Here is a 19224-nt window from a genome sequence, read left to right as displayed (position 1 = left end):
TTAGAGTAAATGATTAACTAAACTATTAATAAATCATTTTACACATTTATTATAAATAGGTCTTTAATAAAAGGCAGTATATTATATACTTTCGTTCTATAATTTAGAAGATTTCTGGCACTATGTTTAGTCACTATCACTGCTTGTTAAATTCTAAAATCTTTCTATAAATCAAAATAGTAAGATTTTATGAAAATAAAATTTTTATTGTTCAGGAGAAATTAGTATCAAAGTGGTTGTTCGAGTTGAACTTCTTAATGGTTAAGGTCTTTTTGTAGTTTTAGTGGTATAATAAACAATATGAATAAGCTGTTTTGGGAGGACGAAATGACTGATAGTATTAAAGTGAAGAAAGTTGAAATAGACTCTAAAAAAATTCCCTTAGACAGCTCAACAAACGTCTCTGAGAAGATAAAATTGGGACAAAATACTACATCTATTTCTGTTTTGGCTGATACCTTTAGTAACTTTCAAGCAACTGTAAATGCTAACATTATTTCAGAATTAATTGCAACTTCAAATGTATTAAGTTCAGCTAAATTAGTAGATTTTGCTAATTTGACGACTCCTTTAGTAAGTCTGCCTTCATTAATTCAAGTGGAAAAAAGCGCTATTAATGTCATGTCAGAAGTGGTTGCGTCGTACAATAAAACGTTATCAAGTACACACTTGCAAGTAATTCAAAACATTGCAGATTCTGCAAAAAATTTAATTGCTAGCTATCAAATTGATTATTCAAAGATTTTTAGTGGCATCAATGAACTTTTAAAATCACTGCCTTCGATTTATACAAAAGAAGAAATTGAGCAGATTATTTCTCGAGTTCAACTGCTGGCAGAAAATGGATGGGTTATTTATTTTCGTGATAGAAATGTTTATCAACGTTTACTTGCTGAGGAATGGAATACCTTGGAGGACGAATGGATAGAGCTGCTTAGGGATAAACTAAAAAATGAGGATTTTATTATTGACCTACAAAATTCGCCGTGTTATTCAGCTCCTCTTGTAAAATCAATGGTTGATTGCTACTTTAATCGAAACTTTTATGCAGCATACACTCTGGGAAGTTTGGCAATTGATGGTGCACTAAATAGAATTTCAGAAATGACTTCATTAGAGAAAAAAATACCAGTAGGTCACCGAGCGATTAAAGAAATTGATAGCATATTTATTGATAAGTCGTTTAGCGATGTAGGACTGATGCACTGGCTGTATAGTTTCTTCAAAGATACTAATAGATTTACACTTGATGAACCAAATCGTCATATGATTAGTCATGGTCGGTGGGAGAAAGAAATCGAAGAACAAGAGTTTTTGAAGTTATTTAATGCAATGTTGTATATTTGTGATGAGTATGATTATTGGGAAGAAGTTATTCGTTATGAACAAGACAACTAAGTATTTTGGGAGGTTAAACACCTATGCTTGAAATATATCCTTTTATTCAGGAGCTAGTTAAGTGTGAAACGACCATACAGAAAATAGAAGTTTTCAATAGATGGAACCTTCATGAGTGTAGAGTTTTTCTATTTGATGAAGAAAAGTCAAATTTTGGTAATATAGGCAAATCATTTAGCTATGGAAAGTTTAATCTGATTGGTTTGGGAGATTACCAAAAAGTTTGGGTTATTGATAAAAATACTGTGAGTGCTAAGGATAATTTCTTACCCATTGCCAGAATTATCAATTATGACTTAAACATTTTTACCTACATACATGATTTATATAGAGGGAGAAATGTCCCTGATAAGGAGAATTTAATTAAGTTTTTACACGAGATTAAATCGTTGCGTCTAACAAATAATATTTCAACTGCTTTAATGGAAAGATATACCACCCCACTAAATCGTGAATTATTAGCTAAAATGATTGAAAGTTATGTTTATTTTGATAGCACTGATTTTGAAGTTTTTCAATCTAATGTGCCTCAGACTCTAAAACCAGATAAATATATTTGGATGAAAGAAATCTGGGAAGATGCAGAAAACTACCTAAGCAATGATGAAGTGATACAACAGTATGAGGCAGTGTGTTGCTATATATTGAAAGCATTCATTTTGAAAAATACAAAAAATCTTTCTACAAAAGCTAAAGTCGCTGAGTTTAAACGCTATTGTTTTGAGGATTTATGCGTATTTTTAGAATTGGAAATGACTTTATTAATACTTTTTTTGAAAAATGATAGTGCTGTTCAAGAAATATTTAAAAAGTTGCAGCTAGGGGCTAAGAATTTAATTGATAAAATACATAATACAGCATGGGATATTTTTCATATAAGACTATTGGAACAAAGTACTTTATTCAATTGTATTGAAAACTCAGATGTGATTTATCTCCATTATTTAGCAACTGCGGATTCTGGGGTGGCTGAGGTATTGCGAGTCAATCCGATTAAAATGCTGGTTTATTATAATGAAAAACTTATACCTATACGTCGCTATGATGCAGTAGATTTCTTCACTCAAGATGAATTAGATTTTTATACTACTGCAGAAAAAATTACATTACGTGCGACGAAAGTTCAGAGTATTGATTTCTGTTCTATAAAGCAAGGATTGGTCAGTGAGTTAGGGGATTTCCTTACTAAATAAATTTTAATAGTTCCGTTCTATAGTATTATTCCAAAATCACTTTTACATACTTTCGTTCTATAATATAGAAGTTTGCTAGCACCACATGTTGAATGTGTAAGTTTGTTAGTGAAACGCAGTTAATCCTCAAAAGGTTCACTGAACCTTTTGAGTCCCGCAGACACATCACGTTGAGGCGGTATCACTGCTTGTACAAGATGAGGCATCAGCGAAGTAGAAGTATATGATTTCCCATGCGATAGAACTCGTAGAATGAGGAGGGAAACCGACGAAATGATACGGTAAGTCCGAACCGCTGAGTGCGTGGCACTGCTCTTCCGATTTGAGACAGCGAAAAGTAGAAGGGGATGGTATTTGTATTAATCAATGAGTAACAAAGTAACAGCATGATTCGAAACATTTGCTTGTAATTTGCGGAGGAGCATCAATATGGATGGAATAACAAAAGATTCTATAAAAACGGCTAAACTAATGAAACAATTATGGCCCCAATTGACCGATAAAGAAGCTATTGATGAAGTAAAAAGATATACGAATGGCAAAAATACTGCAATCTTTACTGAAGTTGAAAATGACACAATTGTAGGTCTAGCACTATGTTCACTCAGATTTGATTATGTTGAAGGTTGTAAATATAGTCCTGTTGGATTCTTAGAAGGGATTATTGTCGACGAGGAATATCGTTTAAAGGATATTGCTAAAAATCTCTGTACAAAATGTGAGGAATGGGCGAAAAATAAAGGATGTAAGGAATTTGCAAGTGACTGTACTTTAACGAATACGAATTCTATAAGATTTCATCTCAATATTGGATTTCAGGAGGCAAATAGAATTATTCATTTTAAGAAAAAATTATAATTTCATAATGTGGTCAAAATTTATATATCTTTAGAAAGTGTGAAAGATTGGACGAACAAATTTTTTTGATGGGTGGAAATCCGCCGATTAAGAACCATACGATTGTTAATAAAATTGTATCATCAAGGAAGATCGAAAGAATTGTCATTTTTACAGTTTATCGAGAAAATTGGGAACCGTATATGAAAAAGTACACGGAAGTTTTCCGAAGCCATCTTTCTAATCTAAACACTGATTACTTACTTTTGGACACTGAGCAGATTGATTTTGATAGCTATTTAGATGCTGATCTAATCATCATCGGTGGGGGAAATACGGAAAAGTATTTAGCTACTTACGTAAATCAGCAGTTCAAAAATTATATCGATCGTATGCTGAATAAAGGGGCGAAAGTTATGGGATTTTCTGCAGGAGCCCTATTATTAGGAGAAAAAGTCTATGTTTCACCTAATGATAATTCAGATCATCAGATAAAGATAAAAAATGGATTAGGAGTCTTTAGTCAGTTTTTAATTAGTGTCCATTATGATTCATGGAATGATAAAGCAAATAAGGAGAGAGCTGAAGAACTCGTTAATGTTCCCATAATTTCACTAAATGATCATTCCTGTCTTGTATTAGATAAACTTGGAAATATCATAGAGAAAATTGACTAGTTTTAATCATTCGAATCTGAATCTACGAAACTAAAGCATTGACGAAATGAGTAATGAACAGCCTTGTAGGTAAAGACTTTTCTCGTTTAGTGGGGAAGTAACCTCTCATATTTTTTCTAGGTTTGATAACTTATTTGATATGGATTCTATTTCCATAAACACTGTGGGGATGTTTTTGTTACCAAAGAAAATAAGTTAATGGGAATAAATGTACGCCCTCTATCACTAGTTTAATAAAATGGAGAAGATAATGTTGACTAAAAGAATACATTATTTAACGGAAGTTAATGAACATCTGATTTTAAGTGAAAAATCATTTTATTCCTGTTGATAGGAAAAGTTACTTCAAGTATTTTTCTAAATTAAATGAATATTTGAAAAAGGATAGTTGTGAAAACAGAAATAAAAAGTAATAAACTTAGTAAGTCATTTTTAAAGTTTCTAACAGCCCAAGTATTTATTATTCTTGCTGGTATATTGTTAGATATGGTTTTAATTCTCTTTGTATATCAAATGAGTCAATCGCTATTTGATACAAGTATGATTCTAGTTGTTGGATCTATTTCACGAATATTAGGAAGTATTCTACTTTCAAATATTTTTGACAAAATTTCAGCAAAGTGGATTATGCTAGGAGCATTGATAGCAAAAGTTTTTATTATTATACTACTCATATGTACTTATAGATATATATACCTTGTGTTAATATCAAAATTTTTATTGAGTTTATTAGATAGTGCTATTTCTCCTGCGCAAGGTGTATTGCTTGCAGATATAATTAAAGAGGATAGAATTCGTTTAAATGGTATTTTCTATACTGTCATTCAAGTATTTCAAACTGCTACTTGGACATTTGGAATACCTTTTGTTCTATTCCTTAATCCTTTTGCGGCATTTTGTGTGATTATTTTGATGATTACTATATCCTTGTGGCTCTTGAAGAAAATAGATACAAAAGATAGAGTGCAAACGAATTTACTCTCTTATTTTGAGAGATTGAAGCAGGGATGGTATGATTTGTTTCATATTACTGAATTGTGGAATATAACCATTATGGATACATGTGAATCAATTGCTAATGTGATTTGGACGCAAACTTTTCTATTATTTTTCACGACGAGTTTTTTGAACTTATCAGAGGAATGGTGGGGATTTCAAGGAGCTGCTTACTTTGTAGGTTCGATTGTAGGAGGAATTATAAGCATTAGATACTCTAAGTATATTTCTCAGTTTGGGGGAAAAGTTATCTTTTTTTCATCACTTTTGGTTGCTATTTTTACAGGTATATACGCTTTTAATAAAGTAGCTTTCTTGGCTCTTGTTATTAACTTTTTCATTGGAATTCCGTATCAAATTAGAGATTTGGTGCAACAATCATTAATACAAGAGAAGTCGCCTACTTATTCGATAGGACGTATTTTTTCTCTAAGGCAATTAATATTAACGATTACTTCATCTGGCTCTTTGGCAATATTTAGCTATTTAAGTAGTCGGATTGGTATACAGGCTGTTTACCTGATTTCAACTATTATATACGCTATCGTAACTATTTGGATATTATTAAATAGAAAAATCATTAAATTTAAAATTCAGGAGTAATAAATATGAACAAATCAGAAAAAAATTATTTTTAAAGAATTTGAAAAAATTGTTATATCCTGTGTAGTAAATTGTTATCATATGAAATTTTGATTTTCATGAGGGATGAGGTTTCAAAGGATGACAATTGGAGAGTTCAAGAAGTATTAGCAAAAGCATTTGATGAATTTTGTAAGCAAACAGGTTATGAAAAATCTCTTCCGGTTATTGACGAATGGTTACAAAACAGTAATCCAAATGTTAGAAGAGCTGTTACAGAAGGTTTGAGAATATGGACTAGTAGACCATATTTCAAGGATAATCCAGCTGAAGCTACTAAACGAATCGCAACATTAAAAGAAGATTCTAGTGAATATGTTAGAAAATCAGTTGGCATTGCTTTGAGGGATATTAGCAAAAAATTCCAGAGTTGATAAAAGAATAACTTGATAGTTGGGGCGTTAAGAGTAAAGTGATTTCACAAGTAAATTTATTAAGTGATAATTATCAGCTAAAAAGTTGAAAAATGGTAACTATAAAATATTTTCATTCTAAAGTTTAAGTTTAAACATCAACTCTATCCCTTTCGTTCTATAATATAGGAGTATACTAGCACCACACGTTGAGGCGGTATCACTGCTTATTCAAACTGATTAAACAAGGATGTAGCTAATGAAAGTCCTACAGTAAGGAGTTTAAATATGAAATTCCATGAATTTGGGGATAAGAATTTACCTCCTATCTTACTAATACACGGTGGCGGCAGTTCTTGGTGGAATTATCTTCGTCAAGTACGGATCTTGTCAGAGGAGTATCGTGTCATTCTACCCACTTTGAATGGCCACGGCGAGGAATATCAACTTGATTATGTTTCAACTGAAGATTCTGCTTTGGAAATTCTAGACTATGTCAAAGCAAACTGTAGTGGGAAATTGTTTGCAATCGGTGGTGTTTCACTTGGTGGTCAAATTGCCATGGAGCTTTTATCTTTAGATAGTGAAATTGCTGAGAAGGCCATTATAGACGGAAGCCTCTGTATTCCTCAACCAAGGTTAGCTAAAATCAGCATCTTTCTAGTGTCTCTATTTGGTAAATTGATGTTCAATAAATTCTCTTGCAAACTTCAGTTAAGCATGATGAATAAACTCTATCCTAAACTGGCTTATCCAGAGGAAATAAAAGCTTATTATTTGGAGGATCTGCCAAGGACGCCTGTCAAAACATTGGTGACCATTTACAAAACCTATATGGGGCATTACAAGCTGAAAGATATGATTTCTGCTAGCAAAGCTCAAGTTCTGTATATCTATGGTGAAAAAGAATTGAACTGTGTGAAAGAATCAGCGAAATTATTTCATCAGCTACATTCAAATACAATTTTGTATGAAGCACAGGGCTATAACCACGGCTATTTATCAGCTTACCTGCCTCAAGAGTGGATTGATTTGGTGGTGCCATTTTTAAAGAGTGAACCATTGGGAATGTGTAATAAATCTGATATGTCACAAGGAGGAATCTTATGCTAGGAGCAATTATTGGAGATATTGTCGGTTCTGTTTACGAATGGAACAATATCAAAACAAAGGACTTTCCTTTATTTCGGAAAGACTGTTTTTTCACTGATGACACGGTTTTGACCTGTGCTGTTGCAGAAGCAATTATGAATGGTGGACAAAAAGTCGACTTCATTGACGCGATGAAGAAATATGGCAGACTGTATCCGAATGCTGATTACGGTGCTCGGTTTAATGCATGGCTAAACAGCGATAACCGTGAGCCTTATAATAGCTTTGGGAATGGATCTGCTATGCGTGTTTCTCCATGTGCTTGGAACATGGACTGTGGTTTTTATGCGAGAACCGGAATGTGGTCATCATCTAGAGGCCTTGCGAGTCTTTCTGCAGAGGTAACTCATAATCATCCAGAAGGTGTCAAAGGTGCAATGGCTACAGCTGATGCTATCTTTCTGTGTCGTTTTTACTTTGGTGGTTATTGTAGAGAATACGAGCAACCAATTAATGACAATCATACAGAGTGTAAAAGACGGATTAAGGATTATATAGAGAAGACATACGGCTACAATTTATCTCAAACTTTAGATGAAATCCGTCCTAACTATCGTTTTAACGAAACATGTCAGGAAACTGTCCCTCAAGCTATTATCGCCTTTCTTGAGAGTAGAGACTTCGAAGATGCGATAAGAAATGCCATCTCACTTGGTGGTGATAGTGATACACTTGCTGCAATAACTGGCAGCATAGCAGAGGCAGCTTACGGTATCCCTGGTTGGATAAAGGATAAAGCATTTTCTTACTTGGATGAACCCTTAAAGGCTGTAGTTAGGAGATGGGACAATAGAATAAAAGCGTATTAATCTCCAGTACGTCATATTTCTCTTTTCTGTATTTTCATTGTATAATAGGATTACATTTACTTGCATATGGCGAAATGTAAACATTTCTATTTAAAATTAAGGAGAAATTAATGAAAAAGGCAATGTTAATTATCAACCCTACTTCTGGTGGCGAGAAGGCTTTGGATTACAAAGAAAAGCTGGAGAATAAAGCAAAAGAATACTTTGAGCAAGTGGAAACCAAAATTACCGAAAAAGCGCTGGATGCAACACATTTTGCTGAAGAAGCTTCTCGTGAGCACTACGATGCAGTGGTTGTGTTTGGTGGAGATGGGACTGTCAACGAAGTTATTTCAGGTATTGCTGAGAGAGACTACATTCCTAAGTTAGGGATTATCCCAGGTGGGACGGGAAACCTCATTACAAAACTGTTGGAAATCAATCAAGACATCGATGGTGCAATTGATGAACTGGATTTTGATTTAACCAATAAGATTGATATCGGAAAAGCGAATGACAATTATTTTGGTTATATTTTTAGTATCGGTTCTCTACCTGAAGCGATTCACAATGTTGAAATCGAGGATAAGACAAAATTCGGTATTTTAGCCTATGCTGTAAATACCATGAAGTCTGTTATGACGGATCAGGTATTTAACATTAAGGTGGAGACAGAAAATGGAAATTATGTTGGTGAAGCTAGCCATGTTTTGGTTCTCTTGACAAATTACTTCGCTGATAAGAAAATCTTTGAAGAAAACAAGGACGGTTATGCCAATATTTTGATTCTGAAAGATGCGTCTCTATTCTCCAAATTATCCGTTATTCCTGATTTACTAAAAGGAGATGTTGTCGGCAATGATAATATTGAGTATATCAGAGCGCGTAATATTAAAATCTCTTCAGATAGTGAGTTGGAGTCAGACGTTGATGGCGATAAATCGGATAACCTACCTGTAGAAATCAAAGTTCTAGCTCAGCGAGTTGAAGTATTTTCAAAACCGAAAGAGTAGAAGGTAAAAATTAGTTTATTATTCACAACGCAATTGAGTTCTATATCAACGATTGGAGGAGGAATGAATTCTCTATTTGATGAATTTCGAACAATTTGTTCTCATTTAAACAAAATCGGAATCACTCCGACGCTCATGGGGTCTTTGGGGTTTGAATACCGATCAAATGAAGAATGGGGGCCGTCTGACATTGACATTCATGTGCCTGGTGACCCTAGAGGTTGGGAAGCACCCGATCATCTCAGAATTTATGAGTGGGACAAGATAATGAAAGTGATGAAACACTTAGGCTACGCCTTAATAGATATTCATGAGCATGAATTCCAAAAAGATGGACTGAGAGTTGAATTCGGAAGTATCGATTCTTTACCTGTAGAATCTACGGACAAGCCTTGAAAATAAAATACGAAAGTAGTATACTAGAATCACAATTATGAAAACGTTTGCGTAAAATTGGAATTAAAACTCTAGGAGACAAATTAATGGAATTAAGTGTTATTTACCATAGGCCTGAGTCAGAGTATGCCTATCTTTACAAGGATAAGAAACTTCATATTCGGATTCGAACTAAGAAAGGGGACATTGAAAGCATCAACTTGCATTATGCTGACCCTTTTATTTTTATGGAGGAGTTTTATCAAGATACAAAGAAAATGGCCAAGATAACTTCTGACGTCTTATTTGATTATTGGCAGGTTGGAGTGTCAGTTGACTTTGCACGTATCCAGTATCTCTTTGAACTCAAGGATACAGAAGGTCAAAGTATTTTGTATGGCGATAAAGGGTGTGTGGAAAATTCTCTAGAAAATCTTCATGCTATTGGAAATGGATTTAAGTTGCCTTATATACATGAGATTGATGCATGTCAGGTTCCTGACTGGGTTTCAAATACAGTATGGTATCAGATATTTCCTGAGAGATTTGCTAATGGAAATGCTCTATTAAACCCAGAAGGGACTTTAGACTGGGATCCATCTATCACACCTAATAGTGATGATTTCTTTGGTGGTGATTTACAGGGGATTATTGACCATCTGGATTACTTGCAAGACTTGGGAATTACTGGACTCTATCTTTGTCCCATCTTTGAATCTACAAGCAATCACAAGTACAATACGACAGATTACTTTGAAATTGACCGTCATTTTGGGGATAAAGAGTCCTTTCGGGAGCTGGTCGAGCAAGTTCACCAGCGTGGTATGAAAATTATGCTGGATGCTGTATTTAACCATATTGGTTCGCAATCTCCTCAATGGCAAGATGTTGTCAAAAATGGTGAGCAATCTGCTTATAAGGATTGGTTCCATATTCAACAATTCCCAGTGACGACTGCTAAGCTTGCTAATAAGAGAGACTTACCTTATCATGCTTTTGGTTTTGAGGACTATATGCCTAAGCTAAATACAGCCAATCCAGAGGTCAAGGACTATCTTTTAAAGGTTGCGACTTATTGGATTGAAGAGTTTGATATCGATGCTTGGCGTTTGGATGTGGCTAATGAGATTGATCATCAGTTTTGGAAGGATTTTCGAAAAGCAGTTTTAGCTAAAAAGCCCGATCTTTATATCCTTGGAGAAGTCTGGCATACGGCTCAGCCTTGGCTAAATGGCGATGAGTTCCATGCCGTCATGAATTATCCTTTATCTGATAGTATCAAGGACTATTTCTTACGAGGTGTTAAGAAGACTGACCAATTCATCGATGAAATCAATGGCCAGTCTATGTATTACAAGCAGCAGATTTCAGAGGTCATGTTTAATCTCTTGGATTCACATGATACAGAGCGAATCTTGTGGACGGCCAATGAGGATGTGCAACTGGTTAAATCAGCCCTAGCCTTTCTCTTTTTACAAAAAGGAACACCCTGCATCTATTATGGAACAGAGTTATCCATGACTGGCGGTCCAGACCCAGATTGTCGACGTTGTATGCCTTGGGAACGTGTATCAAGTGACAATGATATGCTGAACTTTATGAAGAAGCTAATTAAGATTCGGAATTACGCGTCAGTAATCATTTCGCATGGCAAGTATAGCCTTCAAGAAATCAAAGCTGATGTAGTAGCTTTGCAGTGGAAATATGAAGGGCAAATTCTCAAAGCGATTTTCAACCAATCAAAGGAAGATTATCATTTACAAAAAGAAGCAGTAGCACTAGCAAGTAATTGCCAAGAATTGGAGAATCAGCTTGTCATCTCTCCAAAAGGATTTGTGATTTTCAAAAACTAGTTGATGAAGGTTATGATTTTTTACTCAACTTGTATAGTATAATAAGGCTAGTTACTAAACTTGTAAAGGAGAACTTATATGAATTGTAGAGGACATGAAACAAGACAAAGAATTGTTAGAGATTTTGAAGTTCAGCCTGAAGCACATATTAAACTGTTAGCAAATCAACAAAAACATAGTGATGCAGGAGCAACTATTGAAGATGAATATTATGTATTTATCGCTGAGAGTAAAATTGATGGCAAGAAGGAAGTTATTCAGTGTGGCATGGGTGCGGCAAGGGATTTTTTAGAACTAATTAATCACAAAGGGCTACCTCTTTTTAATCCGCTTGTAGGTAATTCTCATGTAAATAATAGACAAGAACATTACAATAGAGGGAGTGGAAATTTACAACCTGAAGAGTGGAATAAAACTGCAAAACAGCTTTATAATGCGATAATGTGGTTGATTATCTTATGGGATGCTAAACCGGATACACCTTTATTTGATTTTAAAGACGAAGTAATTAAGTATAAAACATATGAGCCTTTTGATATCAAGATAAAAAGAGTGAATACCACTATAAAGAATGGTAGTCAAGGGAAAACTCTAACTGAGATGATTAATGGCTACAGAGCGGATAACGATATTAGAGATGAAATTTGTAACTTTGATCTTCTGAAAAATAAAATTCGTGATATGAAAGATCAACAAGGAAATACAATGGAATCTTACTTTTAGTTATTGTTGAATTTTGGGTATTCTATAAAATATCCCAATTGAGATTTAAATAGTAGACTATACAATATAGTTAAAATATCAGTAAAAACAACACTTTATTGAGATGTTGGATACGCTTTACTAATGGCCTAATAATACAAGTATAAATATTTATGGCTCTTTAGGTGGCTTTTTTAGAAGTAAAGTTTAGGCTAGAAAAAAAGTATAACGCACCAAAATTGGTGCGTTATACTTTTTTATGCTATAATTGAATTATAAAAATAAAGGAGTTTGCCATGATTGGAAAGAACATAAAATCCTTACGTAAAACACATGACTTAACACAACCCGAATTTGCACGAATTATAGGAATTTCTCGAAATAGCTTGAGTCGTTATGAAAATGGAACTAGTTCAGTCTCTACGGAACTAATAGATATCATCTGTCAGAAGTTTAATGTATCTTATGTCGATATTGTAGGAGAAGATAAAATGCTCAATCCTGTTGAAGATTATGAATTGACTTTAAAAATTGAAATTGTGAAAGAAAGAGGTGCTAATCTTTTATCTCGACTCTATCGCTATCAAGATAGTCAGGGAATTAGCATTGATGATGAATCTAATCCTTGGATTTTAATGAGTGATGATTTATCTGACTTGATTCATACGAATATCTATTTAGTAGAAACTTTTGATGAAATAGAGAGATATAGCGGTTATTTGGATGGAATTGAACGTATGTTAGAGATATCTGAAAAGCGGATGGTAGCTTAATGGAAATCCAAGATTATACTGATAGTGAATTCAAACATGCTTTAGCACGGAATCTTCGTTCTCTGACAAGAGGAAAAAAGTCCAGTAAGCAACCTATAGCGATTTTGCTTGGAGGGCAAAGTGGTGCTGGTAAGACTACAATTCATCGTATTAAACAGAAAGAATTTCAAGGAAATATTGTTATCATAGATGGCGATAGTTTTCGCTCTCAACATCCACACTATTTAGAACTGCAGCAAGAATATGGCAAAGATAGTGTAGAATACACCAAAGATTTTGCAGGTAAAATGGTAGAGTCTTTAGTAACAGAATTGAGTCATTTGGGATACAATCTTTTGATAGAGGGAACTTTACGAACTATTGATGTTCCAAAGAAAACAGCACAACTCTTGAAAAGTAAGGGATATGAAGTACAATTAGCCTTAATTGCAACAAAGCCCGAATTGTCCTATCTGAGCACTCTTATCCGATACGAAGAACTGTACTCTATCAATCCAACTCAAGCACGCGCAACTCCAAAAGAACATCATGATTTCATTGTAAATCATCTAGTTGATAATACACGGCAATTGGAAGAACTAGCTATCTTTGAAAGAATTCAAATTTACCAACGAGATAGAAGTTGTGTATATGATTCAAAAGAAAATACAACTTCAGCAGCAACCGTTCTACATGATTTACTATTTGGAGAATGGAATCAAGTGGAGAAAGAGATGCTTAGATCTGGAGAGGAAAGATTGAAAGATTTAACTAATCGAAATGGTTGTTAGATTTTGAATTTTAAAATAAAGCCTATTAAAAATTGCTATCTCTTAGATTATGGTCAAAAAATGGCTTTAAATTAAACTAACAAAGTGAGTATAATTAAAAGTAATAAATCTCACCGTCATTCTTTTTTTATTAATCGTTGTTCTCAAAATACTTACAATTTATTGTACTAGTCTTATACTTCTTAGTTAATTCTATCTGTTCTACAGTATTGAAAATAATTTGTAGACTGAAAAATGAGGGAGTTCGTTACAGTTTAGTAGAGCTGATGTATGCCGAACGTCATGTACGGTGGTGTGAAAGGGGACGTAAATAATGTCCTACTTATTGATATTAACAAGTGTTTTTTTACTCAGCTTCTTTTATAATCGAAAACATATTAATAAAATCTATTTTTGTATTTGATATTAAAACATGGTAAAATATAGTTATTCTACAAAAAAAGCTGAAAAAGAAATGACTACAACTAAAAATCCCTGGAATGACATTCTAACAACAACTCACAAAGGCAAAGAAGCTATTGTTGCCCATGATGATTGGGAAATTATTCAAACAATACTAAAAACTGAAAAAGATGATAAAACTGCATTACACTTAAATTTCTATCCTCAACAATTTGTAGGGGATATTAAAAATGCGGATGTTATTATTTTAGCTAAAAATCCTGGTTATAGCGATGAATATGAAAAACTTTATAACAACAATAAAGATTATCAGCAAACTTGCTTAGACAGTTTACAACTAAAAAAAGTAGGGTTCCATGCCTTTGAACTTGATGAAGGTGATAAACTCGGATTTACAGCAGCTAAATTTAAGTTCTGGTTCGAAGATGCTGGTATGGGTGATTTGTTTAAAACAAACGACGATTATAAAAAGCATGTAGACTGGTTTACAAAACATATCGCTCTAGCCGAGTTTTTCCCTTATCATTCTAATAGATATGATGGAAAAATCACTACTCTAGTTAAGAAAAAAGGATATCTTCCTACTCAACAATTTTTATTTAATTTGATTAAAGAAAGAATTGCAGATGAAAGCAAGTCACCTGTAACTATTCTTATTGCGCGTGGTTATGCTGAATGGGGTAACGCTATTCCTGAATTAAAAACTTATGAAACATGTTATCGTTCTACTAGTCCACGGGCCGCTTCAGTAAGAGCTAGATGCTTATTAAAAGGAGATGGGAAAGCTAAAATTTATGCTACAGAAGAATTTTCAGAAACTTTGAGCAAATTATTTAAAGATCCATAAAATAAATATAACAGACTCTTTTTAATGCTATCGTAAATACTGTATTGTGTAGTTATTAGTAAACCTATATATTGTCCCCAAATTTATTTAGATTATTCTCTAGGATTTTACTTGATTTTAAAGAAAATATAGTAGTTTAACTGATAAATAGTTCAGAATCAGAAAGAAGGTAGAATAAGTGGATTATTTTAATTAATTTCTAATAGTGTGAAGCAGAACTTTTATAATATATTTAAATAGGAGCAAAAAAATGAATTATCAAAAATTAAATGATATTACTGGTGCGACTAAAAATGAAAATGACAAATACTATGTTTACGGACTCTATGAAGAAGGTAAGCAACTACCTTTCTATATTGGTAAGGGAGAAGGAACTCGCCTAATATCACATATTGATGAAGCACTGACAGAAGTAGCTCAAGAAGAAAATATACAAATTAGTAAAAAAATTCAAATTATTAGAAAACATAAGGGGAAAATTATACCTGTAATCATTAAATTTGGTTTAACAGAGCACGAAGCTTTTATGGCTGAATCGGCATTAATTAATCTTATCAATTTTTCAAAAGAGGATGAAGAGTTAACAAATATAGTTAGTGGACATGCGTCAAAAAGAGAAAAAACAACAATCTCCAAAGATGGACTGATTCAGGCTAGATCAATTGAAAACTTTATTGACAACTACGCCTTATCTGATTTTGATTTTTCAACAATTAAGGAGAAATGTGTACTCATTAAAATCAATAGTAGTTTTCAAGCTGATGACACTACAGAAGATATTTATCACAATGTACGTGGTGTTTGGAATATTTCTGAATCACGTAAAAAAGACTTAGAGTATGCTCTTGCCTTATACCGTGGTGTTTGTGTTGGTGTTTATAAAATTCAAGGTTGGAAGAAAGCTTACGAACATTCCTCAGAGTATCCTTTCCCAAGAAGGAAAGAAGGGGGTAAAATAGAAACTAGTGAAGAAACTATTGTGAAATATTCTAATATAGAGGATTTAAAAAAAGATTATCCAGAATTATATAAACGCAGTTTCTCTAATTCAGAATTTCCCCAGAAATCTTTAGATAAATGGAGAAATAGAAGTTTCTTTTATGGTAACTGGGATGGATCAGATGTACCTCAACACCTTGCTCAATGTCTAAATAAGCGAATTATTAACATCCCTAAATTCACTAAATCTGTTAAAGAATTTAAATCTATTGATAATCAAGCATCTGTTATCTATAATGATCTTAAATAGCTTTAAATCTAGATCTCGTAATAACTTTTTTAATTAATTGTAGTAAGTTTAAAGCAATCTATCTTCTTAAAATATGATTCCATTGTATAAACGTCAAAATATTATTTTGTTAACCATTTCATTTTTAAACTTCTGTATAGTCTTTTATTAGAATTTAATTAAAGTCAATATTTTTATGTCAAGACACGTAGTATCAATGCTTTTTAATGCCTTGTATTATGTGTTTTTGATTTGTTAAAAAATTTTATACCATAGACAAAATATGTCTACCTTATGATGTATAATACTTATATAGACATAAGAGAAAGAAGGTAAATGATATATGGCAAATTCATCAGAAGCACATGGCAGAGTTTATATCAAAGCATCAAATCTTAAAACTATAGAGTATTTTCTATTGATTCAAGAAGAAAGAAATAAGTATGTTTATTATCCAACTGATATTATAGATAGCCAATCTAACATATCAGATATAGTCTCCTCAAGAACAACTCAAGAAAATGGTTATTATATATGCAACATGTGGTTTACTGCTGAGGGTAGATGGTGTTTTGAGAATAATATAGATGACTTTTTTGATTGTACTTTATTTCAAGATACAGATGATGTTCTTATAAGACAAATGAAGGAATATGTTTGTAGTCAAGATATTCAAATCAAATTTGAGTATGTAGATGCTGAAGCTAGTCAGAATTTTGTTAAGGAACAAGAAGCAACAATTACATATAATTCAAAAACAAAAGATATAAGTATAGATGTTAAAACCATAAAGGAACTACCTTACACAGCAGAAAACCTAATAGTTTATGGATACTATGAATGTGATGAAATTGTTTCCGTTCAATTTTTGCTTGATTACTATGATGATTATTTAAGAGGAAATGAATTTTATTTAAAACATAAAGATGGAATTGTCCCTATTTTAGAAAAGCAACAAGAAAAAGAAGAAATCTTCTTTTTCTTAGAATCACTTGAATCATCCATTCCTGAATTAAAAGAATTTGTAGAAAAGAATAAGGAGTAAAAAATGAAAGTTATTATTAATAATCCAAATAGATTATTTGAAATTTTAAAATTATATTTTGTTACAGTCAAAGGTAGGAAAGTGGTTCATGTGCCAGCGTATGCTTATAAGGAAGATGAAAATGAAAAGATTTATCTCCATAACAATGAACTTCATTTATCTAAAAAGATGTTTGAATTTCTAGTAAACCAAGGTTTAGATTTAGTAGAATGTCTTCCAGAAGAATAGTGTATGTTGTTGATTAACTTTACTAAATTTTTAAATTTAAAAGTGCAATAAAAAATATATATTCAACAGAGACAAAAGGAGGAAATAGTTTTATGACAAATGCCAAAGAATTCGCATTAACTGCTCACAAAAATCAAACAAGAAAAGGGAAAATCACACCTTATTCATTTCACTTATTTTTGGTCAATAATATATTAGAAACCCTAACAGAAGATTCTAATATTATTGCTACCGGATGGTTACACGATACTGTTGAAGATACCGATGTCAGTCTTGAAGATATTAAACAAGAATTTAATGATGAAATTTATTCATATATGTCTTTGGAATCTGAAGATAAATCAATTAAAGATTGGCAAACTCGTAAAGAGCTTCAATTAGCAAAATTTCGAGAAGTAGAAGAAGATGAGTCGCTAAGAAAAGTTTTACTTGTAACTTTTTCTGATAAATTAGCGAATTTAATGGAACTGTATCAAGATTACTTAATAATTGGTGGTTTACTATGGGACCGTTTTAATTCAAAGGATCCGAAAAAACAACGATGGTACTTTAACGAGTTTTATAAAATCTTTAAAAATAACCAAGATTTATTTTCGAAAAATAAAGATATTTTAAATAACTATAAAGAAATTTTAAAGCTTTTATTTTATAACAATTAAAAATATGTTTTTAAAATTATCTTTTAATTAAACGTAAATAGAAAGGACACAAATGAATAAACCAATAGCAGCTATATTTGATATCGACGGAACAATTTTTAGAGATTCCTTACTTTTAAAGCATATGGAAAAGTGTGTTTCCTATGATGTATTTCCAAATAGTGTCAATACTGAAATTAAATTTCACAAAAATGCTTGGGAAAATAGAGAACTAGACTATGATGACTATCTCTATATTGCTGCAAAACTTTATACAAAATATATTGCAGATAAAGATGTACTTGATATTGATTTTGTTGCCAAAAAAGTCATTGAAAAAGAAAGTAAAAAACTTTATCGATACACTCGTGATAAAATCAAATGGCATAAAGAACAGGGACACCAAATTATATTTATTTCGGGCTCTCCCGATTTCTTAGTTTCAAAAATGGCCGAAAAATTAGGCGCTGATATCTGGTATGCAACAAATTATCTTCAACGTGATAATAAGTACACTGGAGAAGTGATACCGATGTGGGATTCAGCTTCAAAATTACAGGTCTTGAAAAAATTGTTTATTGATTTCGAACACTCCTATGCTTATGGAGATACAACTGGTGATTTTACAATGCTTCAATCCGTAGGCTTTCCGACAGCAATAAATCCAAACAAGAAATTATTAGACAAGATTACAGAAGAGAAACTAGACTGTAAAATCATTATTGAGAGAAAAGATGTGATTTATAAACTAGATGAGGTCGCGCATGGAATTTATTAAAGCTGCGAATTAATTTATAGAAAATTACTATCCAAGAGAAGATCTTGACCGTATTGAAAGTATAGAGATAGGAATAAGGGATTCTAAAAATTATTCTCGATATTTTTTAGAAATTCAAAAACAATCTGAAGAGTTTGAGTGTGACTACTTTAATTTTGATAACATAGATTATTATGAAGTGGATGATTCAACTTATTTTAAACAGATTATTAACTTAGAGAATAGTTCCTATGTGTTTTGGAAAGATTATTAATTTTAACAACTAAGACATTAGATTTCAGCTATTAGAAAATAATGTTTAAAAATTTGAGCTGGTAAGAATTTAATTGAGTATACCAATAGGTATTTAATCGGATATAAATTGCTCATAGTTTATATTTATGGTAAAATAAACAATAGAATAGATGTGAAAACACTTACAACTTATTGCACAATTTTAGAATGTGATCATAGTCTTTAACGTAGATTTTAATTTAGCTTGTAAGAGTTCATTCAAAAATACATCTGATATAGGTGTTGCATTTATTATGTGAGGG

At 32.4% G+C, this 19224-nt stretch carries 18 protein-coding genes and 2 pseudogenes; all 20 read left to right on the top strand.

The features are described from left to right. The first annotated feature begins 327 nt into the window (after positions 1-327). Positions 328-1398 carry a hypothetical protein gene (locus tag SMI_RS05645; RefSeq protein WP_000132300.1) on the top strand — a complete coding sequence of 357 codons (1071 nt, stop codon included), beginning with the start codon at positions 328-330 and terminating at the stop codon, positions 1396-1398. Positions 1399-1421: 23 nt separating this feature from the next. Next, positions 1422-2591, top strand: coding sequence for a hypothetical protein (locus SMI_RS05640; RefSeq protein WP_000890153.1), 1170 nt, complete (start codon positions 1422-1424; stop codon positions 2589-2591). A gap of 429 nt (positions 2592-3020) precedes the next feature. Beyond that, positions 3021-3449, top strand: a complete 429-nt coding sequence (gene aac(6') / locus SMI_RS05635; RefSeq protein ID WP_000348730.1) for an aminoglycoside 6'-N-acetyltransferase — start codon at positions 3021-3023, stop codon at positions 3447-3449. A 47-nt stretch (positions 3450-3496) separates the two neighbouring features. Beyond that, positions 3497-4105, top strand: coding sequence for a Type 1 glutamine amidotransferase-like domain-containing protein (locus tag SMI_RS05630; protein ID WP_000344263.1), 609 nt, complete (start codon positions 3497-3499; stop codon positions 4103-4105). Positions 4106-4495: 390 nt separating this feature from the next. Further along, entirely contained in the window at positions 4496-5704 is a 1209-nt protein-coding gene (locus SMI_RS05625; RefSeq protein ID WP_000845539.1) for an MFS transporter, read from the top strand. An 83-nt stretch (positions 5705-5787) separates the two neighbouring features. After that, a pseudogene (locus tag SMI_RS05620) lies at positions 5788-6206 on the top strand (DNA alkylation repair protein); the annotation flags it as partial. Positions 6207-6384: 178 nt separating this feature from the next. Then, the gene (locus SMI_RS05615) at positions 6385-7209 is read left to right on the top strand and encodes an alpha/beta fold hydrolase (protein ID WP_000668469.1); all 825 of its coding nucleotides are present in this window, start codon (positions 6385-6387) and stop codon (positions 7207-7209) included. After that, positions 7203-8057: an ADP-ribosylglycohydrolase family protein gene (locus SMI_RS05610; RefSeq protein WP_000900005.1), complete on the top strand. Its 855-nt coding sequence runs from the start codon at positions 7203-7205 to the stop codon at positions 8055-8057. Before SMI_RS05615 ends, SMI_RS05610 begins: the two co-directional genes overlap by 7 nt. Before the next feature lie 110 nt (positions 8058-8167). Then, positions 8168-9049, top strand: a complete 882-nt coding sequence (locus SMI_RS05605) for a diacylglycerol/lipid kinase family protein (RefSeq protein WP_000710090.1) — start codon at positions 8168-8170, stop codon at positions 9047-9049. 63 nt (positions 9050-9112) lie between these two features. Further along, positions 9113-9421, top strand: a pseudogene (locus SMI_RS05600) (phosphoribosylanthranilate isomerase); the annotation flags it as partial. A gap of 110 nt (positions 9422-9531) precedes the next feature. Next, positions 9532-11277, top strand: coding sequence for a glycoside hydrolase family 13 protein (locus SMI_RS05595; RefSeq protein WP_000423809.1), 1746 nt, complete (start codon positions 9532-9534; stop codon positions 11275-11277). A 267-nt stretch (positions 11278-11544) separates the two neighbouring features. Continuing rightward, positions 11545-12000 carry a hypothetical protein gene (locus SMI_RS05590; protein ID WP_025173400.1) on the top strand — a complete coding sequence of 152 codons (456 nt, stop codon included), beginning with the start codon at positions 11545-11547 and terminating at the stop codon, positions 11998-12000. A 275-nt stretch (positions 12001-12275) separates the two neighbouring features. Beyond that, positions 12276-12752, top strand: a complete 477-nt coding sequence (pezA, locus tag SMI_RS05585; RefSeq protein WP_000579612.1) for a type II toxin-antitoxin system antitoxin PezA — start codon at positions 12276-12278, stop codon at positions 12750-12752. Next, positions 12752-13522 (top strand): type II toxin-antitoxin system toxin PezT, encoded by a 771-nt coding sequence (gene pezT / locus SMI_RS05580; RefSeq protein WP_000405352.1) that lies wholly within the window; start codon positions 12752-12754, stop codon positions 13520-13522. The genes pezA and pezT overlap by 1 nt, the downstream gene beginning before the upstream one ends. Positions 13523-13934: 412 nt before the next feature. Then, entirely contained in the window at positions 13935-14771 is an 837-nt protein-coding gene (locus tag SMI_RS05575; RefSeq protein WP_000241895.1) for a hypothetical protein, read from the top strand. A gap of 250 nt (positions 14772-15021) precedes the next feature. After that, complete coding sequence (locus SMI_RS05565) at positions 15022-16020, top strand: LEM-3-like GIY-YIG domain-containing protein (protein ID WP_001109091.1); 999 nt, start codon at positions 15022-15024, stop codon at positions 16018-16020. Positions 16021-16342: 322 nt separating this feature from the next. Continuing rightward, positions 16343-17044, top strand: a complete 702-nt coding sequence (locus SMI_RS05560) for a hypothetical protein (RefSeq protein WP_000013904.1) — start codon at positions 16343-16345, stop codon at positions 17042-17044. 3 nt (positions 17045-17047) lie between these two features. Then, positions 17048-17272, top strand: a complete 225-nt coding sequence (locus SMI_RS05555) for a hypothetical protein (protein ID WP_000864436.1) — start codon at positions 17048-17050, stop codon at positions 17270-17272. 92 nt (positions 17273-17364) lie between these two features. Then, the gene (locus SMI_RS05550) at positions 17365-17931 is read left to right on the top strand and encodes an HD domain-containing protein (RefSeq protein ID WP_000180154.1); all 567 of its coding nucleotides are present in this window, start codon (positions 17365-17367) and stop codon (positions 17929-17931) included. 52 nt (positions 17932-17983) lie between these two features. Further along, entirely contained in the window at positions 17984-18688 is a 705-nt protein-coding gene (locus SMI_RS05545; protein ID WP_001039646.1) for an HAD family hydrolase, read from the top strand. Positions 18689-19224: the final 536 nt, after the last annotated feature.

The sequence above is a fragment of the Streptococcus mitis B6 genome (assembly GCF_000027165.1).
Taxonomy (GTDB): domain Bacteria; phylum Bacillota; class Bacilli; order Lactobacillales; family Streptococcaceae; genus Streptococcus; species Streptococcus mitis_AR.
Note: the sequence above shows the minus strand (reverse complement) of the source record. Positions and strands in the feature narration are given on the sequence as shown.